Raw genomic sequence first — 23,967 nt, forward strand, 5'->3', positions numbered from 1 at the left:
TGCCCGCCAGGCTAGCAGCGCGGACGTCCCCGGCGACACCCGCCCGGCGCGTCGTGCGCGTCCGAGTGCAGGGCCGGGAGAGGGCGGATCACGTACTCTGAACGGGACGCTGGAGATCACGGAGGGGCGGGCGCGCGCATGGGCTGGTTGACCGGTGTCTTGATCCTGTTCTTCGGGCTGCTCGCGTCGATCGCCCTGCACGAGCTGGGGCACTTCTCCTTCGCGAAGCTCTTCGGGGTCCGCACCACCCAGTTCATGGTCGGCTTCGGCCCCACCCTGTGGTCCCGGCACAAGGGCGAGACCGAGTACGGGATCAAGTGGATCCCGCTCGGCGGCTACATCCGGATGATCGGCATGCTGCCGCCGCGCAAGGGCGACCGGCCCGGCGAGGTCCGCCAGATCAGCACCGGCCCCTGGCAGGGCCTGATCGAGTCGGCCCGCGGCGCGGCGCTGGAGGAGGTCCGGCCGGGCGACGAGAACCGCGTCTTCTACGCCAAGAAGTGGTGGCAGAAGCTCATCGTCATGTTCGCCGGGCCCGCGATGAACCTGCTGCTCGCGGTGTTCTTCTTCGCGATCCTGCTGATGGGCATCGGCACCCCGACCCCGCAGCCGGTGATCGGCTCGGTGGCCAAGTGCGCGATCCCGGCGGGCTCGAAGCTCACCGACTGCCCGCAGGGCTACACCCCGACCCCGGCCGCCGCGGTCGGGCTGCAGCCGGGCGACCGCATCGTCTCCTACGACGGCCGGAAGATCTCCTCCTACGACCAGCTGCAGGGGCTGATCCGCGGCTCCGGCGGCCGGGCCGTCGCGGTGACCGTCGAGCGGGACGGCAAGCCGGTCGCGCTCCAGGTCCCCGTCACCCGCAACCAGATGTACGACCTCAAGGACCCCGACAGGGTCGTCAACGTCGGCTTCCTCGGCATCACCCCGCTGCAGGAGCGCGAGCGCCAGGGCCCGGTCGCGGTGGCCGACTACATGGGCGAGCTGACCGCGCACACCGCCGGGGCGCTGCTGCGGATGCCGCAGAAGATGGTCGGGGTCTGGCAGGCCGCGTTCAGCGACGAGAAGCGCGACCCCAACGGGCCGATCGGCGTGGTCGGCGTCAGCCGGCTGGGCGGCGAGATCGCCGCGTCCGAGAGCCCGGTGATCGAGAAGGCGGCGATGTTCATCGCCCTGCTCGGCTCGCTCAACCTGGCGATCGGGCTGTTCAACCTGGTCCCGCTGCTGCCCCTGGACGGCGGCCACATGGCCGGCGCGCTGCTGGAGGGGCTGAAGAAGTTCCTCGCCCGCCTCTTCGGCCGCCCCGACCCCGGGTACGTTGACGTGGCCAAGGCGCTGCCCATCACGTACGTGATGGCCATCGTGCTGATCGTGATGGGCGGCCTGCTCATCTACGCCGACCTGGTCAACCCGATCCGGTTCGCGGGCTGACCCGCGAACCGCGCCCCGGCCCGCCCCGGCGCCTCCCCGGCCAGCCCCGGCGCCTCCCCGCGCCCCGGCGTACCCGGGGCGCCCAAGGGGCCCCGGGAGCCGCCGGTCAGGCGAGGGGGAGGTCGACCGGCATCTCGCCGGTCTTGAGGAACGCCCGCAGCGCCTCGGCGTAGGGCCCGACCGAGATCCCCTGCGCCGCCAGCCAGGCGTCGGAGCCGTACGTGCCGGCGTAGCGTTCGGCGCCGTCGCAGATCAGGGTGACGACGCTGCCGCGCTCGCCGCGCGCCCGCATCTCCGCGATCAGCTCCGCCGCGCCCCACAGGTTGGTGCCCGTGGACCCGCCCACGCCGCGCCCGGTCACCTCGCGGGTCCACCGCATCGCCGCGATGGACGCCGCGTCCGGCACCCGCACCATCCGGTCGATCACGCTGGGCAGGAACGACGGCTCGACCCGGGGCCGCCCGATGCCCTCGATCCGCGACCCGGCCGCGGTACGGTCCAGGTCGCCGTCCTCGAAGGCGCCGAAGAACGCCGACCCCTCCGGGTCCACGACCGCGACCCGGGTCTGGAACCGCCGGAACCGCACGTACCGCCCGATCGTGGCGGAGGTGCCGCCGGTCCCGGCGCCCACCACGATCCAGGACGGCTCGGGGTACCGCTCCAGCCGCATCTGCTCGAAGATCGACTCCGCGATGTTGTTGTTGCCGCGCCAGTCCGTGGCGCGCTCGGCGTAGGTGAACTGGTCCATGAAGTGCCCGCCGCACTCGCGGGCCAGCCGCCGCGACTCGGCGTAGATCGCCGACGGGTCGGACACCAGGTGGCACCGGCCGCCGTAGAACTCGATCAGTTCGATCTTCTCCGGGCTGGTGCGCTCGGGCATCACCGCCACGAACGGCAGCCCGACCAGCCGGGCGAAGTACGCCTCGCTGACCGCGGTGGACCCGCTGGACGCCTCGATGATCGTGGTGTCCTCCCGGATCCAGCCGTTGGCCAGCCCGTACAGGAACAGCGACCGCGCCAGCCGGTGCTTGAGCGAGCCGGTCGGATGCACCGACTCGTCCTTGAGGTAGAGGTCGATGCCCCACTCCGGCGGCAGCGGGAACACGTGCAGGTGCGTGTCCGCGCTGCGGTTGGCGTCCGCCTCCACCTTCCGGATGGCCTCGGCGATCCACTCCCGGCACCCCGGGTCACATCGGTCCACGGCACGGCTCATCGCGCCCCCCTTCGTCGCGTCCACTATGTCCCCTTCACGGTGACCATGCGCGGCACCGCCCTGCTCACGGTGCATTATGGGATGCCGGGGGGTCCATGTCCGAGTTCTTCGCGCTGCGCATCGTCCACACCGGGCGCCTGCCGCTGTTCGCCTTCTTCGTGGCGTTCATCGTCACGTTCGTGCTGACCAGGGTGAACGTCCGGCTGATCCGCGCCGACGTCCGCTGGTGGTTCCGCAACGTCAAGGCCGGTGACGTGCACATCCACCATGTGGTCTTCGGCGTGGTCCTCATGCTGGTCGGCGGGGTGGCCGGGTTCGCCGTCCCCGACGACTACACCGGGTTCGTCATCGCCGCGGCCGTGGTCTTCGGGATGGGCTCGGCCCTGGTCCTGGACGAGTTCGCGCTCATCCTCCACCTCCGGGACGTCTACTGGACCGAGAAGGGCCGGGCCTCGGTGGACGCCGTCTTCGTGGCCATCGCGCTCACCGGGATGCTGCTGCTCGGCGTGCGGCCGGTCGGTTTCGAGGGCATCGAGCCGGGGCCGGGCCCCGGCCCCGCCGGCCTGCCGCTGACCGCCTTCTACTTCGCCTCCCTGGTCCTCAACCTCGTCCTCGCCGTCGTCACCCTGCTCAAGGGCAAGATCTGGACCGGGCTGATCGGGCTGTTCGTCCCGTTCCTGCTGCTGGTCGGCGCGATCCGGGTGGCCCGTCCCGCCTCGCCCTGGGCGCGCTGGTGGTACGCCCCCGGCTCGCGCAAGCACCGCTCCGCCGTCTGGCACGAGGAACGCTTCCGCCGCCCCCTCATCCGGGGCAAGATCTGGGTGCAGGAGTTCATCGCGGGCCGGCACGACCTGATCCCGCCCGAGCTGCGCCACCGCAGGCTCGGCCGTACCGACCACGAGGGCGCCGTCGACCGCTCCCGCCGCCGGAGCGAGCCCCCCGCGCGCCACCCCTCCGAGCACAACTGACGGGAGGCGGCACCCGAGGCCCCGGTGTTCAGTCGAAGGCCGGTGTTCAGTCGAAGGCCGGGGCCACCGCGCGGACGGTGTCGATGGTGTCGGCCTCGGCGGCGGTCTTGTCGGGGCGGTACCGCAGGACGCGGGCGAAGCGCAGGGCGATGCCCGCCGGGTAGCGGGGGCTGCGCTGCACCCCGTCGAACGCGATCTCGACGACCAGCTCGGGCCTGACGTGCACCGTCCAGTCGTCCTCGCGGACCGCGAGCGCGCGCAGCCGCTCGGTCTGCCAGGCCAGCAGCTTGTCGGTGAGCCCCTTGAAGGTCTTGCCGAGCATCACGAAACCGCCGGTCTCCGGGTCGCGGGCGCCCAGGTGCAGGTTGGACAGCAGCCCCTGGCGGCGGCCGTGGCCCCACTCCACCGCCAGGACCACCAGGTCGAGCGTGTGGCGGGGCTTCACCTTGATCCAGCCCGCGCCCCGGCGGCCCGCCGTGTACGGGGTGGCGGGCGACTTGACCATCACGCCCTCGTGACCGCGCGCGACGGCGTCGTCGAAGAACTCCTTGGCCTCGGCGGGGTCGGCGGTGACCAGGCGCGGCATCCGCAGCGCCTCGGGGACGACCCGGGACAGCTCCGCGTGCCGCTCCGCGCCCGGCCGGTCGAGCAGGTCGGCCCCGTCCAGGTGCAGCACGTCGAACAGGAACACCGACAGCGGGACCTGCTCGGCGCCCGCCCGGCGGGTGCGGGTGGCGGTGCGCGCGGAGGTGACCTGGAACGGGTGGGGCCGCCCGTCGGGGCGCAGCGCGATCAGCTCGCCGTCGAACACCGCGTCGCGGACCGGCAGCCCGCCCAGCACCTCGACCACCTCGGGCAGCCGGTCGGTGATGTCGTCCAGCGTGCGGGTGAACACCGCGATCTCCGGCGCGGCGGACGGGCCGGAGCGGCGCAGGTGGATCTGGGCGCGGATGCCGTCCAGCTTCCACTCCACGGCGGCCTCGGCGTCGATCTTCTCGTACGCCTCCTCCACGGACGGCGCGGCGGCCGCCAGCATGGGCTTGATCGGCCGGCCCACCTCCAGGGTGAAGGCGCGCAGGCCGGCGACGCCCTCGGCGAGCGCGGCGGTGGCGACGGGGCCGAGCGCGCCGCGCAGCATGACGGCGCGCCGGACCTCGGCGGCGGGCACCCCGGCGGCCGCGGCGATCGCCTCGGCCATGACCCCGTCCAGCGCGCCCTGGCGCAGCTCGCCCGACAGCAGCCGGATGAGGAAGTCCTGCTCGTCATGGGTGGCGCGGGCCATGAGGGCGGTCAGCAGGTCGCGGCGGCGGGCCACCGCCCCCTTGCCGGACACCGCGCCGATCTCGCCGAACGCGGCGTCGACGTCGGGGACCGTCAGGGACGGCTCGGCGGCGGGCGGCGGGATGTCGCGGAACGAGGCGTAGCCCACGCCGATCTGGCGCTGGGGAAGCTCGCCGGACAGGTAGGCGACCACGACCGCGGCCTCGCCGGGCGCGGCGTCGCCGGGGCCGCCGTCGCCGGGGCGGGCCGCGCGCAGGCATTCGGCGAGCAGCCCGGTCTTCGCTTTGCGGGCCGACGTCCCGGCCACCGCGCTCGATGTGCGGGCGATCTCCGTGAGCAGCACCGTTCCATTGTGACCCCGGGGTCCGACACTTCCGCGCCCGCGGCGGCCGGGACGGTCCGGCCGGGGCGCGCCGGGCGGGATGGCTGCCGGGCTGTGTCCTCGTGGTCGATGATTGGTGCCCTCGGGGGCCCTGTTCAGGTGGCCTCGACGCTGATTACCTTTCGAGTGGTATGGGGCGAACAAGGGAGTCAGGAGTGGGCCTTCCGCGTCCGACGGAACCCTTCCAGAGGGTGTACTCGGCGCCGGAGCCGCCGGCGCCCGTCCGCAGGTCGAGGGTGCTGGTGCTGCTGGCCGCGGTGGCCGCCCTGGTGATGGTGGCGGGCGCGGTCTACTTCCTGGTCCCGGGCGACGAGGGGGAGCGCGTCGCCTCCGCCGTCCCTCCCGAGCGCGACGGCGGCCGGGACCGGAACGGGGAGGGCCCGCCTGCCGCGCCGGACGACGACGGGCCGTCGCCCGACACCGCGCCGCCCGGCGCCGCGTCCCCGTCCGCCGCGGAGCCGATCGGGTCGCTGCCGCCGCCGTGCGGGACCGTCCCGGCGGGCACCGTGCGGAGCCTGATCCCCAAGGCGCAGCGGCGGGAGAGTTCCAACCAGACCCTCACCACCTGCACGTACTCCTCCGGCGGCGACGGCTTCCGCTGGCTTCGGGTGGAGGCCCACCTGTACGCCCCCGCCAACACGCCGACGCCGGTCGACGACGCCAGGCGCTATTTCGGGGCGCAGTGGGCGCAGGCTCACAACTCGCCCCTGGAACGGACGGTGAGCCTGGCCCGCCATTCCGGCATGGGGGACGAGGCGTACCGCTGGTACAAGGCGGACCGGGGCCAGCCCACGGTGGTCGGGCAGGTCACCGTCAGGATCCGTAATGTCGTGGTCACGGTGAGCTACAGCGAGCAGGCCCAGGGCAAGGGTGCGGCCGAGGCGCGCGAGCGGGAGTGCCTGGGCAAGGCGACCCGGGTCGCCGGTGAAGTACTGCGCGGCTTCCGTTAAACCAATTCTGACCTCATTTGGCCGATCATGGCATATGTACTGTCAGCCCCTCCTAGGCTGTTTCGCGTAAAGGGGAGGGCAAGCAACATCGAACGGCCGGCGTAAGTCGCGCCGTGTCGGTGCCGTAACTCCGGGGAGGAGGTCGGCGCAGTGGCCGCGCACCGGGTGGGAGTGTCCTGGGTCTGAGGACGCCCGAGGTGAGAGCAGGGGGGCTCCTGTCGACGGGCCGCGGGACGGACCACCGTCCCGCGGCCTTTGCCGTACCACTCGGCGGACCAATCCGCGCCCCGCGGGAAATGGCGAACGTGTCAGCGGCTAATGTGACAGTCTCCGCGGCAAAGAATGGAGGCGGCATGGAGCCGGTGACCGTTTGGTGGGCGGCGCTGGGCGACGCGCGTCCCGGGCTGGTCGCGTTCCTCGATCCGGTCGAGCGGGCCCGGCGGGAGCGGTATCTGCACGACGCCGACCGTGACCGGTTCACGCTCGGTGTGGTGCTGAGCCGGATGGCCGCCGGGGCCCGGCTCGGGGTGCCGCCCGAGGCGGTCCCGCTCACCCGCGCGTGCCGCGACTGCGGCGAGCCGCACGGTCCGCCCGCCGTCGCGGGCGGACCGCACCTGTCGGTGTCGCACTCCGGCGACCGGGTCGCCGTGGCCGTGTCCCCGTACGGGCCGCTCGGGGTGGACGTCGAGGAGGACAGCGGCCGGATCGGCGAGGGCGTCGCCGCGCAGCTGCTGGCCGCCGGCGAGCCGCGCGCGGACGCCGCCGGGCTGCTGGCCTACTGGACCCGCAAGGAGGCGCTCCTCAAGGTCACCGGGGACGGCCTGCGCGTCCCGCTCACCGACGTGCACGTCTCCGCGCCGCACGAGCCGCCGCGGCTGCTGGCGTGGGACGGGCGCCCGGACCTTCTCGGGCGGATCGCCATGCGCACACTCGACCCCGGCCCGGGGCACGCCGCCTGCCTGGCGCTGCTGGACCACCCCGCCGGGGTGCCCGTCGAGGAGCGCCCGGCCGCCGGGCCGCTCCGGACGCTCACGACCGGAGCGGGCCGGCCCTGAGCCAGACCCCGCGGCCCGCCCGTCCAGGAACCCGATCTCCTCGAAGAAGCCCCGCGTCAGCGCAGGACGGCGGGGATCCGCGCCACCAGGCGCATCGACGCGGGGGAGATCCGGGACAGGGCGTGCAGGACGCGGGCCTCGGCGTTGACCGGGACGAACGCCCTGTTGCGGACGATGGCGTCCACGATCCGCTCGGCCGCCTTCTCCGGCGGGTAGCCGCGGGCCTGGAGCGCGCGGTGGCCGCGTTCGCGCAGCCGTTCGCTCTCGGCCCCGCCCACGCCGACGAACGTGGCGTCGCGGACGATGTCCGTCCCCGTGAACCCGGGGCACACGGCGGTGACCCCGATGCGCAGGCCCGCCAGCTCCGCGCGCAGGCAGGCGCTCAGCATCACCACGCCCGCCTTGGAGGTGCTGTAGGCGGGCAGTTCGCGGGACGGCGCGTACGCGGCGGCCGAGGCGATGTTGACGATGTGCCCGCCGAGGTTGGGCCGGTCGGGCTTGGTGGGCAGGGCCCGCACCCGCTCGGCCATCTGCCGGCCGAACAGCCGCGAGCCGTGGATGACGCCCCACAGGTTCACCCCGAGGACGCGCTCCCAGTCGGCCACGCCGGTGTCGAGGAACGGCCCGGCGACCGCGACGCCGGCGTTGTTGACCACGATGTCGGGCACCCGGCGGGCCGCGCGCACCTCCGCCGCGAACTCCTCCATGGCCGCGGCGTCGGACACGTCCACCTGGTAGGCGGCGCCTTCCGCGCCCAGGGTCTTGGCCAGGGCGACGGTGCGCTCGGCGGCGGGCAGGTCGATGTCGGCCGCGACGACCGTGGCGCCGCGCTCGGCCAGCGCGAGCGCGGTGGCCCGGCCCAGGCCGCCGCCGGCTCCCGTGATGACGGCGAGCGCGCCGTCGAAGTGCGCGAGGGGCATGACCGCCTCCTGAAGGATGGACGTCTCGTGCTTCGTGCTTGAGATCGTCGGGGCCCGGGCCGCCGCGCGTCAACGGATTCACCCAACCGCTGACTCACCGGCGATGACCGCGTCGACCTCGGCCTTGCGCGCGGCCTCCTCGGCGGCGAAGCGTTCGGCGTCCAGCCGCTCGGCGATCTCCTCGTCCCGGCCCATCAGCGCGTCGAGGTCGCCCTTGGACGCCTCCAGCACGCCCATCTCTTCGAAGGTCGCCTGGATCCGCTCGCTCCACAGGCCGATGTCCTTCACGCACGGCACGATCCGGCTGAAGAGCAGGCCCTGGAACATCCGCATGTACGGGGAGTTCTTCACCAGCTCGTCGACCTCGGCGGGGTCGATGCCGAAGTTGGTCCAGATCTCCCGGCCGCGGATGCGGTCGCGCATCAGGTGGCAGCCCTCGATCACGAACTCCTCGCGTTCCCTGAGCTCGGCCGCCGACAGCTGCCTGTAGTAGTCGCGCAGCGCCAGCCTGCCGAACGCGACGTGCCGGGCCTCGTCCTGCATCACGTAGGCGAGGATCTGCTTGGGCAGGGGCTTGGTGGTGACGTCGCGGATGACGCCGAAGGCCGCCAGGGCGAGCCCCTCGATGAGGACCTGCATGCCGAGGTAGGGCATGTCCCAGCGGGAGTCGGTCAGGGTCTCCTGGAGCAGGTCCTGCAGCTTGGTGTTGATCGGGTAGACCAGCCCGATCTTCTCCTGCAGGAACCGGGAGAACAGCTCGACGTGCCGCGCCTCGTCCATCGCCTGGGTCGCCGAGTAGAACTTGGAGTCCAGGTCGGGCACCGACTCGACGATCCGGGCCGCGGTGATCATCGCCCCCTGCTCGCCGTGCACGAACTGGGAGAACTGCCAGGACGCCGAGTGCCGCCGCAGCTCGCCGATCTCCCTGGGGCTCAGCATGTCCCAGTACCTGCTGCCGTAGATGGCCAGGGACTGGTCGGGGACGCCGAGCACGTCGTGCGGGTCCACCTCCAGATCCCAGTCGATGCGCTTGGTGGAGTCCCACTGCCGGTCCTTGCCCTTCTGGTAGAGGGCCAGGAGCCGGTCGCGGCCGTCGTCGTACTCCCACGTGAAGCGGGCGTCGCCGGTGAGGGGGACGTCCCAGGTGGACGTGGAGACGGGTTCGGTGTAGAGCTCATGGGTCGACACGAGATGCCCCTTCCGGCGCCGACGTACGTTGTACGCCCTACGTACACTGTACGTACAGTGTCATGGGGCACTTACCGGTGTCAACGAGTCATGGGCGCCGGAGCGGGGCGCGGGCGAAGGGCGGGCGGATGGCGAGGAGAGCGGACTCGACGGGGGCGCGCGGCCGGGAGCCGGGCCCGCCGGAGCCGCGGCCCGTCCTGACCCGGGCGCGCATCGTGCAGGCCGCGGTGGAGCTGATCGAGCGCCACGGCGCGGAGGCGCTGTCGATGCGCGGGGTGGCCGCCGAGCTGGGCGTGGCGGTGATGTCGCTCTACAACCATGTGCCGAACAAGGCGGCCCTCCTGGAGGGCGTCGCCGAGTACGTGGTCGCCGGCATGGACTTCGCCGACGACCCCGCGGAGCACTGGACCGCCCGCGCGCGGGCGCTGGTGCGCTCGTTCCGCAAGGTCGCGCACGACTACCCGCGCTGCATGACGATCGTGCTCACCCACCGGATCGAGACGCCGATCGCGGCGCGTCCGGCCGAGCGGGCGCTGGCGCTGGCCGGCGCGGCCGGCTTCGACGGGCCGACCTCGGTACGGATCATGCGGGCGCTGCTGGCGTACGCGCTGGGCGCCCAGATGCGCGAGATCGGCGCGGTGAAGATGCTCGACCACCTGGCCGGGGCGCCCGAGACCTTCGCCCGGCTGGACCCGCGGGAGTTCCCGCACGTGATCGCGCTGGCGCCGGAGATGGCCCGGCACGATCCCGAGGTCGACTTCGAGTTCGGCCTCGACCTGCTCATCGGGGCGCTGGACGCTCTTCCCCGCCGCCGGTGACGGGGTCCCCGGTGACGGCCTCGTCCAGGTAGGGCCGCAGGCCGCTCCAGCAGAAGTCGGTGATGTAGCGCGCCGCCTCCTCCACCGGCACCTCGGGCCGGCGGGTCCGCCACAGCGACAGCCGTTCGGCGCCGCCGATGATGATCTCGGTGTACGCCTCGACCACGGCGGGCGGGGCGTCCGCGGCGAAGGTGGCCAGCACCCCCGAGATCAGCCCGCTCTGCTGGCGCCTGATGTCCTCGATCGCGGCGGCGGTCTCCGGAGGGCTGGACAGCGGCTCGTCGACCAGCATCGTGAACGAGCGGCTGTGGGAGTCGACGAAGGACAGGTAGGCGACCATCCCGCGCCACAGGATGTCGCGCGGGGTGGTGGCCCCGGCGATGGCCTTCTGGGTCACCTCGTGCAGCTCGGCCTGGGAACGGGCGACGCAGGCCAGCAGCAGGCCGTCCTTGGAGCCGAAGTACTCGTACAGCATCGGCTTGGACACGCCGCAGCGCTCGGCGATCTCGTCCATGGAGGCCGCCCGGAAGCCGCGTTCGGCGAACACCGCCTCGGCCACCTCCAGCATCTGGCGCTCCCGCTCGGCGCGGGACATCCGGCGGCGGCGCGGTGTGGCGGCGTTCACAGGTGATTCCTCACTGTTGGACCTATCGTCAATTGCCTACCGGTAGTAACTTACTCGGAGTAGCCTAATCCGAAGGGGACAGCATGAGCGAGCGCTCCACCGGGATCGTCATCATCGGCTCCGGGTTCGCCGGGCTGGGCATGGCCGTCCAGCTGAAGAGGAACGGCTTCGACGACTTCGTGATCCTGGAGAAGAGCGAGGCGCTCGGCGGCACCTGGCACGACAACACCTACCCGGGATGCGCCTGCGACGTCCCCTCGCACATGTACTCCTTCTCGTTCGAGCTCAACCCGCGCTGGTCGCGGATGTTCGCGCCGCAGCCGGAGATCCGCGCCTACCTGGAGCGCACCGCCGACAAGTACCGCGTCCGCGAGCACATCCGCTTCGGCACCGCCGTCGAGGGGATGGAGTACGACGAGGAGCGGCGCGTGTGGCAGCTGGCGCTGGCCGGCGGCGCCGTCCTGACCGCCAGGGCGGTCGTGTCGGGGGTCGGCGCCCTGCACATCCCCTCCTTCCCGGACCTGCCCGGCATCGAACGGTTCCAGGGCACCGCCTTCCACTCCGCCGAGTGGGACCACTCCTACGACTTCACCGGCAAGAGGGTCGCCGTCATCGGCACCGGCGCGTCGGCGATCCAGTTCGTGCCCAAGCTCGCCGAACGGGTCGAGCACCTGGCGCTCTTCCAGCGCACCCCGCCGTGGGTCCAGCCCAAGCCCGACCGGGCGATCGCGCCGCCGGTGCGCAAGGTCCTGGAGAAGGTGCCGGGCGCCCCCCGGGCGGTCCGCAACCTCATCTACTGGACGCTGGAGGCCCGCGCGGTCGGCTTCACCATCGACCCCCGCCTCTCCGGCCCCCAGGAGCGGCTGGCCCGCTGGCACCTCAGGCGGCAGATCCCCGACCCCGAGCTGCGCGCCAAGGTCACCCCCGACTACACCATCGGCTGCAAGCGGGTACTGCTGTCCAACGACTACTATCCCGCGCTCACGCGGCCCAACGTGGAGGTCGAGACCGGCGGCGTCGCCGAGGTGCGGGAGAACTCGATCGTCACCCGGGACGGCCGGGAGTACGAGGTCGACGCCATCGTCTACGGCACCGGCTTCAAGGTCGTCGACGCCATGGCCGACTGGCGGGTCGTCGGCCGCGGCGGGCTCAAGATCCAGGAGGCGTGGGCGGACGGCGTCCAGGCCCATCACGGCACCACGATCCCCGGCTTCCCCAACTTCTTCATGATGCTGGGCCCCAACACCGGGCTGGGGCACAACTCGGTCGTCTTCATGATCGAGACGCAGATCCAGCACGTTCTGAGCCTGCTGCGGCTGCTGCAGGAGCGTGGGGCCGAGACCGTCGAGCCCAGGCCGGAGGCGATGCGCGCCTACAACGAGCGCCTGCACCGGCGGCTGCGCCGGGCGGTGTGGAACGAGGGCGGGTGCGACAGCTGGTACCTCGACGCCAACGGTGTCAACCGCACCCTGTGGCCGGGCCACACCTTCGAGTTCTGGGCGGGCTCCCGCAACGCCAGGCCCGAGGACTACGTCCTCACCTGAGAGGGACGGGCGGGGATCAGGTGCCCGGCACCGCGTAGACCGGGCGCAGTCCGGCGATCAGCTGGCGGATCACCGGACGCTGCTCGGCCGGGGTGCGCCCGCGCAGGTTCAGGATCGGGTCCAGCCCCTCGTAGTAGGGGGCCAGCGCCAGGAACGGGAGCAGCATCATCATCAGCGACGCCAGGACGTCCGGGTCGGCGTCGCCGCGGATCCCGCCGCGCTCCCGCCACGCCCGCAGCGACGGGCTGATGACCTGGAGGTAGTGCTGGTTGGCGGTGTCACGGACCACCGACCGGATGCTGTTGTCGAGCTCGAAGTCGGCGGCCGCCAGCATCGCGCGCTCCAGCGGATGCTCGGCCATGTACTCGGTCCACTCGCAGAACACGTCGAACAGCCAGCCCTCGAAGGGCTGCGCGACGTCCAGCGCGTCGATCCGGCGCTGCATCTCCTCGCGGATCCGGCGCGAGACCTCGTCGCACACGTAGGCGAAGAACTCCAGCTTGTCGTTGAAGTACTGGAACAGCGACCCCTTGGCGATGCCCGCCTCGCGGGCGATGGTGTTCAGGCTGCCGCTGGAGTAGCCCAGCCCCCCGAACTCGCGCATCGCCACCTCGAGCACGCGCTCGCGTTTGCCGACGTTGAGCCGGAACCATGTCGATGTCGGCATGGCGCGTTCGCCCCCTTCTTGGGATGGGCCGGAGCGGGATCACGGCGTCCTGGCGGCGGGCCGTCGAGCCGTTGCGGACCCCTGGGGGGTCAGGCCGGCTTGTCAGGTCCGGACGGATCGCAGGTCAGGTTAGCGGCAGGAGGGCGCCCGGGAGGCGGAATCAGCGGGCCAGGCGGATGAGGATGCGGCAGATCTCGTCGATGATCTCGTGGGCCTCCGCCTCGTCCGGGGCCAGCGCGATCTCCCGTCCCGCCTCGCCGATCACCGTGGTGAGGACCAGGCTCAGCACCTGCGTCGCGCGCTCGCCGTCGTGGCCGCGCAGCAGCCTGGTGTTCGCGCCGATCCACTGGCGGGCCCGCGTACGGCGCATCAGGGAGAAGCCCGAGGGCCCCTCGCCGCCGTGGAACAGCCGGGCCGCCGTCCGGCGCTCCCAGCAGACCTCGAGGTAGGCGCGGGCGCCCGCGATGAACAGCGCGATGGGGTCGTTCTCGCCGTCCTTGCGCGCCGCGGCCACCGCGCTGGCGGCGCTGGCCTCCTGCTCCTCGCTCAGCTCCTCCCACAGCGCCAGATAGAGGCCGGCCTTGCCCCCGTAGTGGTGGTAGAGGCTGCCGACGCTGATCCCGGAACTCTCGACGATCTCGGCGATCCCCGCGTCGGCGTACCCGCGGTCGGCGAAGACCTGCTGGGCGGCGCTCAGCAACGCCTGCCGGGTGGCGTCCGCCCGTGCCCACTGGCGGCTGCCGCCCGCCTCGCCCACACCGTTGGTCTGACGCTCTTTGCTCGTACGCACCCCCTCATGGTGCCCGTACGGCCCGCGCAGCACCAGCCAGGCCCCTGCCTGCCCGTGTCAGCCCCTGCCGGCCATGTCAGTACCAGCCGTCTGTGTCAGTACCAGCCGGCCCGTGTCAGTACCAGTGGTGCGACTGCCAGAAGGCCCACGCCCGGCAGGGGTCCTTGTAGCGGGCCTTGATGTAGCCGAGGCCCCACGCGATCTGAGTGGGGGAGCTGGTGCGCCAGTCCGAACCCGCGCTGGCCAGCTTGGAGGCGGGCAGCGCCTGCGGGATGCCGTACGCGCCGCTGGAGGGGTTGACCGCGCGCTCGTTCCAGCTGCTCTCGCGCGTCCACAGGGTTTCCAGGGACGGCCAGCAGCGCGCCCACCCCTTGAGTTCGTTCATCTTCTTGCCGTACGCCTTGTTCTGCCCGGCCGTGGGGTTGGACCTGGCGAGGCGCTCCCGTTCCTGCTGGGCCTTCAGTTTCGCTCGTGCCTTGGCGTCGCGCTCGGCCTTCTCCTTGAGCGCCTTGAGGTCACGCTGGTGCTGCTCGTAGGCCCGCTTCTTGGCCATGGCGATCGCGTCGGCGGAGACCGCGTCCATGTCGGAGGTGGTCAGCATCGCCAGCATGTCGTTGGCCGACAGGCCCTCGGCGGCGTGCGGGGGCTTGCTCCGCTCGCCGGTCAGTTCCTCCAGGTCGACCAGGACCACCGCTCCCGCGACCGCGCTGAGGCCGACCAGGGTGATGGTCACGTTGCTGGTGAGCACCCGGCGCAACCGGCGGGGGCGGCGGGAACGGTCGGTCCGCCGCCGCTTCCCCGGCGGTCCGGGGGCGGGCGGGTCGTCCTCGAAGGACGGCCCGTACCGGGTGGCCCCGTACCCGGTAGAGGGGACGTGGGGGTCGAGCGCGTCCGGCGGGAGGGGCGCCGGCCGCGCGCCGCGTCTTCCACGGCGGGAGGACGTCCCTTTGCGTGACGCATGGGATCGTTTGCGTGTGCCGTGACTCTGTGGCATGGAAGTAGAGTGCCTTATCCCCAGTGAGCTGTCTGCGTCGCTCACGGAGGACGCGCGCCGGGTGACGCTGGGTTCACCGCCGGGCCCCTGTCTGCGCCCCCGCCCTCACAGCTCCATGTCGCCGCCCGCGCGCCGTGCGGGCTGGAGCGCCTCGAACAGGTCCTGGTGCAGGCCGGTGAACGCGCCCATCGGGCCGTCGGGCGAGACGAGGGCCTCGTTCACGATCCCGGCGCGGTCCCGTCCCGACTCGGTGATCTCCACGAGCGTGGCGCGGCGGTCGCTGGGATGCGGCGAGCGGGCGACCCAGCCGGCGGCCTCCAGCTGGTCGACGGTCAGCTTCACCGACGTGGGATGCATCATCACCAGCCGGCTCAGGGTGCTGAGGCGGGCCCGGCCGTCGGTCTTGAGGGCCAGCGTGGTGAGCAGGTAGTAGCCGGTCCGGGTGAGACCGAGCTTCTTCAGTTCGACGTCGAGGGCCTTCTGCAGCAGCTGGTGCAGGCGGCCGACCGCGCAGACGGCCATGAACGGCCAGGGGTCGCCTGGCAGTCCCTGCCCCTCCCAGCGATCGAGGATGCCGGTCACGAGCGGGTCTACGCAGTCTTGGGCGGAAGTGGGCACCTCTAGATCGTAACTTCGGGCGAATCCCAGCGTAAGTACTCGCTTTTTAGACCTTCCTCCCATAGAGTGCTCCAGATCACAGCCGGATCCCCGGCGCGATGGCCCCCGGCCATGGGCGATCCGGCCGTGACGCATCGGATGAGCGCCGACGTCCGAACGTGAGGAGGCTGGAATGACCCTTCCCCCCGCCCCCGTCGGGGAGGGCTCCGGCAGATGGCCCTGAGCCTGAACAAGGCACCGGACCTGGCCCGCCGCCGGATCGAGCGGACGCTCGACGAGACCGGACTGCTCTGCGTCACCTTCCTCGAAGGGGTGCGCCGCACCTGGGACCTGCGCCAGTGGTGGGGCGAGTTCATCGAGCAGTGCTGGTTCCTGGCCCGGGTCACGAGCGTCCCCGTCATGCTCATCGCCGTACCCCTGGGCGCCACCATCTCGCTCCAGGTCGGCGACATCGCGCGCCAGCTCGGGGCGCAGTCGGGCACCGGCGCGCTGCTGGTCGCGGCGATGATCCAGCAGGTGGCGCCGCTGGCCGCGGCCCTGCTGGTCTCCGGCGTGGGCGGCTCGGCGATCACCTCGGACATGGGCGCCCGCAACATCCGCGACGAGCTGGCCGCCATGGAGGTCATGGGCATCAACCCGATCCACCGCCTGGTGACCCCGCGGCTGTGGGCGGCGAGCACGGTCTCGATGCTGCTGTGCTCGGTGGTGATCCTGGCCGGCGTCATGGGCGGCTACTACTTCAACGTCATCCAGCAGGGGGTCAGCCCCGGCGCCTTCTTCGACGGCGCCACCAGCCTGCTGCAGTTCTCGGACCTGCTGATCACCCTGTTCAAGGCGTGGATCTTCGGATTCATCGCCGCCGCGGTGGCCTGTTTCATGGGCATGAACTGCGACTACGGCCCCGTGGGCGTGGGCCGGGCGGTCAACCGCGCGGTGGTGGTCACCTCGATCGTGGTGTTCGCCACCAACTACGTGCTCACCATGATCTACCAGGTCCTCTTCCCCCCGAGGTTCTGATGGTCGCGATCTCACCCGTACGCAGACTCGGCCGCGCGGTGCAGGGCCGCACCGCCGGTCTCGCCTCCTCGTTCAACCTGCCGGTCTTCCTCGGCCGGGTGCTCTACCACCTGCTGTTCGACATCATCCTCCGGCGCAAGTACGGCCGGACGCTGGCCAAGCACGTCAGCGACATCACCGTCGGCGTCGGCGCGCTGGTCATCGGCGGCGGGATGATCTTCGTCATCTCCACCATGTCGCTGGCCACCGGCGCCATGGTCGGCCTGCAGGGCTACCCGGGCCTGGAACGCATCGGCGCGGAGGCGTTCACCGGCCTGGTGGCCAGCTACTCCAACGTCCGCGAGGTCACCCCGATCATCGCCGGGGTGGCGCTGGTCGCCCAGGTCGGCACCGGGTTCACCGCCGAGATCGGGGCGATGCGGATCTCCGAGGAGATCGACGCCCTGGAGGTCATGGGCATCAACTCGCTGGCCTACCTGGTCTGCACCCGGGTGGCGGCCGGGGTCATCGCCCTGGTCCCGCTCTACCTGGTCTCGCTGTTCATGGCCTTCTTCGCCACCCGGTTCATCACCATCGAGTACTTCGGGCTCTCCCCCGGCATCTACGACTACTACTTCCACCTCTATCTCCCGCCGATCGACGTGTTCTACAGCGTCATCAAGGTGGCGGTGTTCGCGTTCATCATCATGTTCGTCCACTGCTACCGCGGCTACTACGCGGCGGGCGGCCCGGTGGGCGTGGGCGTCGCGGCCGGGCGGGCGATCCGGGAGTCCACCATCCTGATGATCCTGATGAACCTGGTCCTGTCGTACATCTTCTGGGGGCACGGCGGCACAGTGAGGTTGACCGGATGAGCGACGAACCCCTCTCCAAGCGGTCCCGCACCCTCTTCGGCCTGGTGGGGGCGGGCGTGATCGCGGGCTCGGCCGCCCTGGTGGCGCTCGGGTCCAGCCCGTCCCACGAGGGCTCCACCTACTACACCGCCTCGTTCGGCCGGGCCGGGCAGGGCCTGGACCCGGGCAAGTCGGATGTGAAGATCCGCGGCATCACCGTCGGCACGGTCGAGAAGGTGGCGCTGGAGCGCACCGGCCGGGTCGCGGTACGGGTCCGGGTGGACCAGGGGGTGAAGGTGCCCCGTACGGCCGCCGCCCGGATCGAGCCGGTCTCGGTGTTCGGCCCCAAGGACCTCGCCCTGGACCTCGGCGCCGGCGAGCTGACCGGGCCGTACCTGCCCGACGGCGGCCGGATCGCGCGGACCAGCGACCCGCAGGAGCTGGCGGAGACCGCCTGGCCCGCCTACCGGCTCACCCGGGCGATCAACCCCGACGAGGTCACCACGATCCTGCGCACCCTCTCCGGCGGCCTGTCCGGGCAGGGCCCGGCGCTGCGCCGCACCATCGGCAACGGGGCCACGGTGGTCGAGGCCGCGCACGCCAACCGGGCCGCGATCCAGAGCCTGATCGACGACATCAGCGGCCTGTCGGGCGAGCTGGGCCCGCGCGGCGGCACGATCAACGCGACCGTCCGCGACCTCAACCGGCTCTCGCCGGTCATCAGCGGCCGGCCCGACAAGGTGACCCGGCTGCTGGAGGAGTCCGCCAGGCTCGCCGACACCGTCGGCGGCACCCTGGAACGGCGCGGCGCCGACCTCGGCACGATCGTGGACGAGGCCAGCCGGGCCGTGTCCGTGGTGGCCGGGCAGCGGCGGAACGTCCCGGTCCTGATCGACTCCCTCAACGGGTTCTTCGAGATGCTGGCGAGGATCATCCGGACCGACGGGCCCGAGGGGACGAAGCTCGCCTCGGTCATCGCCACGCTGCCGCTGGACCTGTGCAAGGCCATCGCCGACGTCTGCGAGACGCCGTCCTCGGGCGGCGCCTCCGCCTCGCAGGCCGGGCCGCGGATGGTGATCCAGCCGTGAGCCGGGTCGGACGCGGCCCCGACACGGGCGTGATCCTCAAGTTCCTGGTCTTCGTCGCGGTGACCGGGCTGCTGACGTTCTTCATCGGCCAGCAGATCCTGGCCGCCGGCTTCAACGACCGCTACCGGCTGACCGCCACCTTCGACGACGTCACCGGCCTCCTGGAGGGCGACCTCGTCAAGGTCGCGGGCGCGCCGGTCGGGCAGGTCACCGGCATAGAGGTCCGGCGCGGCAAGGCCGTCGTCGCGCTGGAGGTGGACCGCGAGATCCGCGTCCCCGACGACTCGACCGCCGCGATCCGCTGGCGCAACGTGATGGGCCAGCGGGTCATCTACCTGGAGCCGGGCCGCAGCCGGGCCAAACTGGGCGACGGGGCCCGGGTCCCGCACACCCGGTCCGTGGTCGATCTCGGCGCGATCGTCAACAGCCTCGGCCCGCTGACCCGCAACCTCGACCCGAACCAGATCAACAAGATCCTCTTCGCCTTCACCCAGGCGCTGGACGGCAACGAGCAGAACATCGAGCTGCTCGTCCAGAACTTCGACGCGCTGCTGGGGACGTTCAACGCCCGCCGCGCCACGATCGACCGGATGATCGACGACTACCGGACCGTCAGCGACGCGGTGGCCACCCGGGACCGGCAGATCGCCGCGAGCGTCGACAACCTCAGGGAGCTGACCCGGGTGTTCGCCGGCAACCACCGGCTGCTGGAGAACGCCGTGGTGCAGGTGTCCGGGGTGACCACCAACCTCAACCAGGTCCTGGGCGGCAACGACGCACAGCTCGCCCGCATCATCGACAACCTCGGCAAGTTCAGCGAGACGTTCCGGCTGAACGTCGACCAGCTGGAGAAGATGGTGCAGAACCTCCCGCTCACCCTGCGGCAGCTGTTCGCCGCCATCAACGGCGGGCACTTCATGCGGACCAACGTGATCTGCCTGAACGTCGTCCAGGGCCCCTGCCCGTTCCCGATGTCGCTGCCCAGGGCGCCCGGCGACCAGGCGCCGACCCGGCAGGAACTCGACAAACTCCAGGCCATGCTGCGGGGAGGCCGGTGATGGCGCTGAAGTCGCTGCGCGACGTCAACCATCGGATCGTCGCGATCGTCACCCTCACCGCGCTCGGCGCCGCCTGCGCCTTCGCTTTCGCGGTCGGCCAGCTGAAACTGTTCGAACGCGGCTACACGATGAGCGGGGTGTTCTCCGACACCGCGGGCCTCAAGAAGGGCCAGGACGTGCGGGTGGCGGGGGTGAAGGCGGGCCGGGTCACCGCGGTGGAGCCCGACTTCTCCACCGGCACCGTCGTCGTCACCTGGCACGTCGACGCCGGCATCGACCTCGGCCCGGCCACCCGCGCCGAGATCCAGACCACCACCCTGCTGGGCGGCCGGTACCTGCGGCTGTCCGGCCCGGTCGCCGAGCCGTACATGGCGGAGGTGCCCCAGTCGCGCCGCCGGATCCCGCTGCAGCGCACCGCGGTGCCGTTCACCGTGCCGGAGGCCCTGGACAGCGCGCAGAGCATCGTCGGACGGCTCGACCAGCGCAGCGTCGACACCCTGCTGACCCAGATCACCAAGATCGAGTCGCCGGGCGCGCAGCAGCTCACCCGCATCCTGGTCAACCTGCGGCAGCTGTCCCGGACGCTGAACGACTCGTTCCCCGAGATCGAGAAGCTGATCCAGAACAGCAAGACGATCACCGGGACGCTGGCCGCCAAGGAGGCCGAGCTCAAGCAGATCATCAACGCGAGCCAGGTACTGCTGCGGAGCCTGGTGGAGCGCCGCAACGAGCTCGCCGCCACCATCGGCCAGGGCAGCCGCACGGTCCGGACGCTGTCCAACGTGATCTCCGACAACCAGCGGGAGCTCGACACCCTGCTGGACAACCTGCACCTGCTGACCACCCGGCTGGCTCCCAACATGGACGCCCTCAACACCGACTTCGCACTGCTGGGGCCGACGTTCAGCCAGGTGGCCGCCCTCAAGGGCAATGGGCCGTGGATCGAGGGCCTGATGACCGGGCTCGGGCCCCTGCAGCCCGGTGGGCCGATCTCCACCCGGAGGCCCCCGGCCGAGCGGCAAGGAGCGAACTGATGACGCGACCACGCGCCGGCGGGCCGGGGCCCGTCACCGGCAGGGCGCGCAAGGCCGTCGCGGCCCTCCTGGGCCTGGCCGTGGCCGCCGCGGGCGGCTGCTCGGCCCTGCCCGGCGACGAGGGCCGCCGCACGATGACCGTGGAGTTCACCAAGGCCCGGTCGTTCTACCCCGAGTCCAAGGTCAAGATCATGGGTGCGGACGTGGGGCTGGTCGACAGGGTCGAGAACGTCGGCGACCGGATCAGGGTCACCTTCCACGTGCGCGAGGACGTGCCGCTGCCGCGCGGCGTCCAGGCCTCCATCGTCCCGCTGAACCTGGTCGGCGAGCGCAACCTGGTGCTGCACCCGGCGTGGAAGCCCGGCCGGCCCAAGGAGACCGCCGACCGCATCCCGATCGAGCGCACCCACGTTCCCGTGGAGGTGGACGACGCGCTGAGCTCGTTCACCAACCTGGCCAACGCGCTCGACCCGACCAAGATGCGCACGGCGCTCGGCCGGACCGCCGGCACCATCGATGGCACCGGCCGGGAGTTCAACGCCACGCTGGAGCAGAGCGCCCGGCTCGTGGAGAACGTCGCCGGCCAGGACAAGGAACTGGTCGAGGTCGCGCGGAACCTCCAGCGCCTGTCGGGCGTGGTCCGGGGCCGCGAGCAGGTGCTCGGCCAGATGATCCGCAACTTCGGGGAGGCCACCCGGGTGCTCGGCGCCGAGCGCGGCGAGCTGCAGGAGCTGGTCCGCGGCCTGCTGGACCTGACCAAGAACGGCGACAAGCTCCTCAAGAAGTACAAGGGGCAGCTGCCGCACGACCTGGCGGTCCTCACCCGGTTCGCGCTGGTGCTGAAGGGCAACGCGAAGTCGCTGGCCCAGCTCCTGGACGCCCTGCCCGGCATCGGCAGCGCCCTCGTCGGCGGCTACAACCCCGAGACCAAGTCGCTGCATCTGCGCTTCGCCACCGACGCGTTCCTGCGCACCTGGCTCAAGGGACTGCTGAACGAGGACGACGTGCCGTGCCCGCTGCCCCCGCCCAACTCCAACTGTCCGTGGACGCAAGGCGGAGGGGGGAACTGATGGGGCGCGCGACGATCCTCCGCGCGGCCGTGCTGGCCCTGGTCGCGGCGTTGCTGGCCGCGCTCACCGGATGCTCGCTCCGGACGGCGGGCGGCCCCCAGGGCTCGCTCACCCTGACCGCCACGTTCGACGACGTGCAGGGACTGGTCGCGGGCCACAGCGTGCAGATGTCCGACGTCAAGATCGGCACCGTCACCGGCATCCGGCTCGACCCGCGCACGTACAAGACCACCGCCACGCTCTCCATCGCCGACGGCCACCGGATCCCGCGGGGCACCCGGGCCGAGATCAAGGTGACCTCGCTGCTCGGCGAGAACTACGTCGACCTGGTCCTCCCGCCGGGCGGCCGGATGGACCGGGGCCCGTTCCTGGCCCGCGGCGCCGCCATCACCTCCACCAGCGTGCAGCCGGCGTTCGAGCAGGTGGTGGGGCAGGCCGGGCCGCTGCTGCAGGCGCTGGCCGGCAACGACATCGCCACCATCGTCAACACCGGCGCCGCCGCGCTGGCCGGCAACGGCAAGCAGCTCAACGTCACCATCGCCAGATCCTCCGACCTGCTGAAGGTGTTCGCCGACCAGCGGAACCAGCTGGCCCGGGCCGTCGACCAGTTCGCCCGGCTCGGCCGGTCGCTGGCCGAGGGCGGGGACGAGCTGAGCCGGGCCCCGGTGGAGCTCGAACGCACCACCCGCCTGCTGAACGAGAACAAGCACAAGATCCTGCGGACGGTGGAGCGGCTCACCCACATGGCCCGCCAGCTCAACGACAAGGTGCTGGAGGGCCGGGTCGCGCGCTTCCGCGGCCTGCTGCGCGACCTGGACCCGGTGCTCGCGCAGCTCGGGAGCAACCGCGCCAGGCTCACCCGGCTGGTCGACGGGCTGGTGAGCTTCACGACCAAGCTCCCGCAGGCCAGCTATGACGGCCAGCTGCTGCTGTACCCGATCCTGCGGGTCACCTGGCCGGACGGCACGCCGGTCCTCCCCACCCAGCAGAACGGCCAGGGGGCCCCGCGGGCCACGTCCGGGAACGGGCAGGCCCGCGGCGGCCAGGGGAACGGCCAGGGGAGCGGAGCGCCCCGGCTGCCCGAGGACCTGCGGGAGGCGCTGCCGGATCTCGACAAGCTCTTGGAGCCGCGATGACCAGGCGCCTGACGATCAACCTGGGCACGTTCGCCGCCCTGGCCGTGATCATGGTGGTGTGGGCGTTCAACAACGTCGTCCGGTTCGACTTCATCGACCGCCCGTACCAGATCACGGTGGAGTTCGAGTCCTCGCCGGGCCTGCATCCGAACTTCGAGGTCGACTACCTGGGCGTGCGCATCGGCAAGATCGACTCGGTCCGGCTGGTCCGCGACAAGGTCGTCGTGAAGCTGGACATCGAGCGCGGCGTGACGATCCCGCGCGGGGTCACCGCCGCCGCCGCGCGCAAGTCCGCGGTCGGCGAGCCGGTGGTCGAGCTGACCCCGCCGCCCGGCCGCGCCGGCGGGCCGCGGCTGGAGCCGGGCGCGGTGATCCCGGTGTCGCAGACCAAGGTGCCGCCGAAGTACGGCGACCTGTTCGGCGCGGTCATCCAGTCGCTCAAGGCCATCGACCCCGACGACGCCAGGGTCCTCACCCACGAGCTGTCCGAGGGGCTGTCGGGCCGGGAGGACTCGCTGCGGCAGGTCATCAACGGCGGCGACCAGCTCACCGCGACCTTCGCCCAGAACACCGAGCTGCTGGACGGGCTGACCAAGGACCTGGGCCGGATCACCCACGTGCTCAACCAGAACCGCGGTGAGCTGGGCTCCGGGATCGACAACCTGGCCGCGCTGACCGCCGCGCTGTCCCAGGTGCGGGGGGAGCTGACCCAGCTGCGCGACCGGGGCCCGACGCTGCTCGGCACGGTCAACGACCTGCTCAAGCGGACCGGGCCCGACTTCGAGTGCGCGGTCGGGGCGCTGGGCGACTGGGGGATCACCAGGCACAACCCCGACGTCTACGCCGACCTGCGGCAGACCCTGGTGGTGGCGCCCGAGCTCAAGAACGTGCTGGACAACGTGATCGGCATGGACCAGGGCCAGCCGGTGCTGAACGTGGTCTTCCTGCTCACGCTGAACACGCTGGCGGCCCGGGAGTACCGCTACCCGCTGGCGCAGCCGAAGGTCGGCGAGCCGCCGGCCTGCCCGGACGGCCGCACGCCCGCGCCGGTGAAGCAGAAGCCCTACAAGGCCAAGAACCCGGGTGAGACGATTCCGACACACGATCCGTCGATCCAGGACGCGCGGACCCAGGCGAGGAAGGCGGCGGACCAGTCCGGAGGCGAAGCCGGCGGGCCCCCCGCGTGGCTGGTGTACCTGCCCCCGGTCCTGGCCCTGCTGGTTCTGATCCGGGTGCTGGCGGGCTCGGTGCCCGTGCTGTCCCGGCTCCGGCGCAAGGACTGACCCC

At 71.8% G+C, this 23,967-nt stretch carries 23 protein-coding genes; 14 read left to right on the forward strand and 9 right to left on the reverse strand.

All coding sequences use genetic code 11. The features are described from left to right. Positions 1 to 138: 138 nt before the first annotated feature. A complete protein-coding gene (locus IW256_RS39095) occupies positions 139 to 1,431 on the forward strand; it encodes a M50 family metallopeptidase (protein ID WP_197015735.1) in 1,293 nt (430 codons plus the stop codon). Between the two features lie 106 nt (positions 1,432 to 1,537). On the opposite strand, the gene cds1 is transcribed toward IW256_RS39095, so the two are convergent. Next, positions 1,538 to 2,644 (reverse strand): L-cysteine desulfhydrase Cds1, encoded by a 1,107-nt coding sequence (gene cds1 / locus IW256_RS39100; RefSeq protein ID WP_197015736.1) that lies wholly within the window; start codon positions 2,642 to 2,644, stop codon positions 1,538 to 1,540. Positions 2,645 to 2,739: 95 nt separating this feature from the next. Here cds1 and IW256_RS39105 point away from each other — a divergent pair, with 95 nt between their 5' ends. After that, positions 2,740 to 3,612 (forward strand): hypothetical protein, encoded by an 873-nt coding sequence (locus IW256_RS39105; protein WP_197015737.1) that lies wholly within the window; start codon positions 2,740 to 2,742, stop codon positions 3,610 to 3,612. 46 nt (positions 3,613 to 3,658) lie between these two features. Here IW256_RS39105 and IW256_RS39110 read toward each other — a convergent pair whose 3' ends face one another. After that, complete coding sequence (locus tag IW256_RS39110) at positions 3,659 to 5,236, reverse strand: ATP-dependent DNA ligase (protein ID WP_197015738.1); 1,578 nt, start codon at positions 5,234 to 5,236, stop codon at positions 3,659 to 3,661. A gap of 230 nt (positions 5,237 to 5,466) precedes the next feature. On the opposite strand from IW256_RS39110, the gene IW256_RS39115 reads away from it, so the two are divergent. Beyond that, on the forward strand, positions 5,467 to 6,225 hold the full coding sequence (locus IW256_RS39115; RefSeq protein WP_197015739.1) for a hypothetical protein: 759 nt from the start codon (positions 5,467 to 5,469) through the stop codon (positions 6,223 to 6,225). Between the two features lie 353 nt (positions 6,226 to 6,578). After that, entirely contained in the window at positions 6,579 to 7,280 is a 702-nt protein-coding gene (locus tag IW256_RS39120) for a 4'-phosphopantetheinyl transferase family protein (RefSeq protein WP_197015740.1), read from the forward strand. Positions 7,281 to 7,336: 56 nt separating this feature from the next. Here IW256_RS39120 and IW256_RS39125 read toward each other — a convergent pair whose 3' ends face one another. Together IW256_RS39125 and IW256_RS39130 are read right to left on the reverse strand one after the other, a co-directional pair. Further along, positions 7,337 to 8,200, reverse strand: coding sequence for an SDR family NAD(P)-dependent oxidoreductase (locus IW256_RS39125; protein ID WP_197015741.1), 864 nt, complete (start codon positions 8,198 to 8,200; stop codon positions 7,337 to 7,339). Between the two features lie 78 nt (positions 8,201 to 8,278). Beyond that, the gene (locus IW256_RS39130) at positions 8,279 to 9,388 is read right to left on the reverse strand and encodes a ferritin-like domain-containing protein (protein ID WP_197015742.1); all 1,110 of its coding nucleotides are present in this window, start codon (positions 9,386 to 9,388) and stop codon (positions 8,279 to 8,281) included. Between the two features lie 128 nt (positions 9,389 to 9,516). Here IW256_RS39130 and IW256_RS39135 point away from each other — a divergent pair, with 128 nt between their 5' ends. Beyond that, on the forward strand, positions 9,517 to 10,206 hold the full coding sequence (locus tag IW256_RS39135) for a TetR/AcrR family transcriptional regulator (RefSeq protein ID WP_197015743.1): 690 nt from the start codon (positions 9,517 to 9,519) through the stop codon (positions 10,204 to 10,206). Here IW256_RS39135 and IW256_RS39140 read toward each other — a convergent pair. Continuing rightward, entirely contained in the window at positions 10,169 to 10,831 is a 663-nt protein-coding gene (locus IW256_RS39140; RefSeq protein ID WP_307829350.1) for a TetR/AcrR family transcriptional regulator, read from the reverse strand. The genes IW256_RS39135 and IW256_RS39140 overlap by 38 nt on opposite strands. 83 nt (positions 10,832 to 10,914) lie before the next feature. Between IW256_RS39140 and IW256_RS39145 the strand changes: the two genes are divergently transcribed. Then, positions 10,915 to 12,375, forward strand: coding sequence for a flavin-containing monooxygenase (locus tag IW256_RS39145; protein WP_197015744.1), 1,461 nt, complete (start codon positions 10,915 to 10,917; stop codon positions 12,373 to 12,375). Positions 12,376 to 12,391: 16 nt separating this feature from the next. On the opposite strand, the gene IW256_RS39150 is transcribed toward IW256_RS39145, so the two are convergent. The 4 genes from IW256_RS39150 to IW256_RS39165 all read right to left on the reverse strand — a co-directional run bounded on the left by IW256_RS39150 (position 12,392) and on the right by IW256_RS39165 (position 15,444). Continuing rightward, the gene (locus IW256_RS39150; protein ID WP_197015745.1) at positions 12,392 to 13,042 is read right to left on the reverse strand and encodes a TetR/AcrR family transcriptional regulator; all 651 of its coding nucleotides are present in this window, start codon (positions 13,040 to 13,042) and stop codon (positions 12,392 to 12,394) included. A 160-nt stretch (positions 13,043 to 13,202) separates the two neighbouring features. Beyond that, on the reverse strand, positions 13,203 to 13,832 hold the full coding sequence (locus IW256_RS39155) for a TetR/AcrR family transcriptional regulator (RefSeq protein WP_307829351.1): 630 nt from the start codon (positions 13,830 to 13,832) through the stop codon (positions 13,203 to 13,205). A gap of 115 nt (positions 13,833 to 13,947) precedes the next feature. Continuing rightward, positions 13,948 to 14,580, reverse strand: a complete 633-nt coding sequence (locus tag IW256_RS39160; RefSeq protein ID WP_307829352.1) for an aggregation-promoting factor C-terminal-like domain-containing protein — start codon at positions 14,578 to 14,580, stop codon at positions 13,948 to 13,950. A gap of 351 nt (positions 14,581 to 14,931) precedes the next feature. Continuing rightward, positions 14,932 to 15,444 carry a MarR family winged helix-turn-helix transcriptional regulator gene (locus IW256_RS39165; protein WP_307829353.1) on the reverse strand — a complete coding sequence of 171 codons (513 nt, stop codon included), beginning with the start codon at positions 15,442 to 15,444 and terminating at the stop codon, positions 14,932 to 14,934. Positions 15,445 to 15,657: 213 nt separating this feature from the next. Between IW256_RS39165 and IW256_RS39170 the strand changes: the two genes are divergently transcribed. From IW256_RS39170 to IW256_RS39205, 8 genes are read left to right on the forward strand one after another with little or no spacing between them, the layout of a single operon-like run. Then, positions 15,658 to 16,461, forward strand: coding sequence for an MlaE family ABC transporter permease (locus tag IW256_RS39170; RefSeq protein WP_197015748.1), 804 nt, complete (start codon positions 15,658 to 15,660; stop codon positions 16,459 to 16,461). Beyond that, positions 16,461 to 17,315, forward strand: coding sequence for an ABC transporter permease (locus IW256_RS39175; protein ID WP_197015749.1), 855 nt, complete (start codon positions 16,461 to 16,463; stop codon positions 17,313 to 17,315). The genes IW256_RS39170 and IW256_RS39175 overlap by 1 nt, the downstream gene beginning before the upstream one ends. Continuing rightward, complete coding sequence (locus tag IW256_RS39180; RefSeq protein WP_197015750.1) at positions 17,312 to 18,382, forward strand: MCE family protein; 1,071 nt, start codon at positions 17,312 to 17,314, stop codon at positions 18,380 to 18,382. The genes IW256_RS39175 and IW256_RS39180 overlap by 4 nt, the downstream gene beginning before the upstream one ends. Further along, on the forward strand, positions 18,379 to 19,440 hold the full coding sequence (locus tag IW256_RS39185; RefSeq protein ID WP_307829354.1) for an MCE family protein: 1,062 nt from the start codon (positions 18,379 to 18,381) through the stop codon (positions 19,438 to 19,440). Before IW256_RS39180 ends, IW256_RS39185 begins: the two co-directional genes overlap by 4 nt. Further along, positions 19,440 to 20,474 carry an MlaD family protein gene (locus tag IW256_RS39190; protein WP_197015751.1) on the forward strand — a complete coding sequence of 345 codons (1,035 nt, stop codon included), beginning with the start codon at positions 19,440 to 19,442 and terminating at the stop codon, positions 20,472 to 20,474. The genes IW256_RS39185 and IW256_RS39190 overlap by 1 nt, the downstream gene beginning before the upstream one ends. Further along, complete coding sequence (locus tag IW256_RS39195; RefSeq protein WP_197015752.1) at positions 20,474 to 21,544, forward strand: MCE family protein; 1,071 nt, start codon at positions 20,474 to 20,476, stop codon at positions 21,542 to 21,544. The genes IW256_RS39190 and IW256_RS39195 overlap by 1 nt, the downstream gene beginning before the upstream one ends. After that, entirely contained in the window at positions 21,544 to 22,680 is a 1,137-nt protein-coding gene (locus tag IW256_RS39200; RefSeq protein ID WP_197015753.1) for an MlaD family protein, read from the forward strand. The genes IW256_RS39195 and IW256_RS39200 overlap by 1 nt, the downstream gene beginning before the upstream one ends. Then, positions 22,677 to 23,963: an MCE family protein gene (locus IW256_RS39205; protein ID WP_197015754.1), complete on the forward strand. Its 1,287-nt coding sequence runs from the start codon at positions 22,677 to 22,679 to the stop codon at positions 23,961 to 23,963. The genes IW256_RS39200 and IW256_RS39205 overlap by 4 nt, the downstream gene beginning before the upstream one ends. Positions 23,964 to 23,967: the final 4 nt, after the last annotated feature.

The organism is Actinomadura viridis, from assembly GCF_015751755.1.
In the GTDB taxonomy this organism is placed as follows: domain Bacteria; phylum Actinomycetota; class Actinomycetes; order Streptosporangiales; family Streptosporangiaceae; genus Spirillospora; species Spirillospora viridis.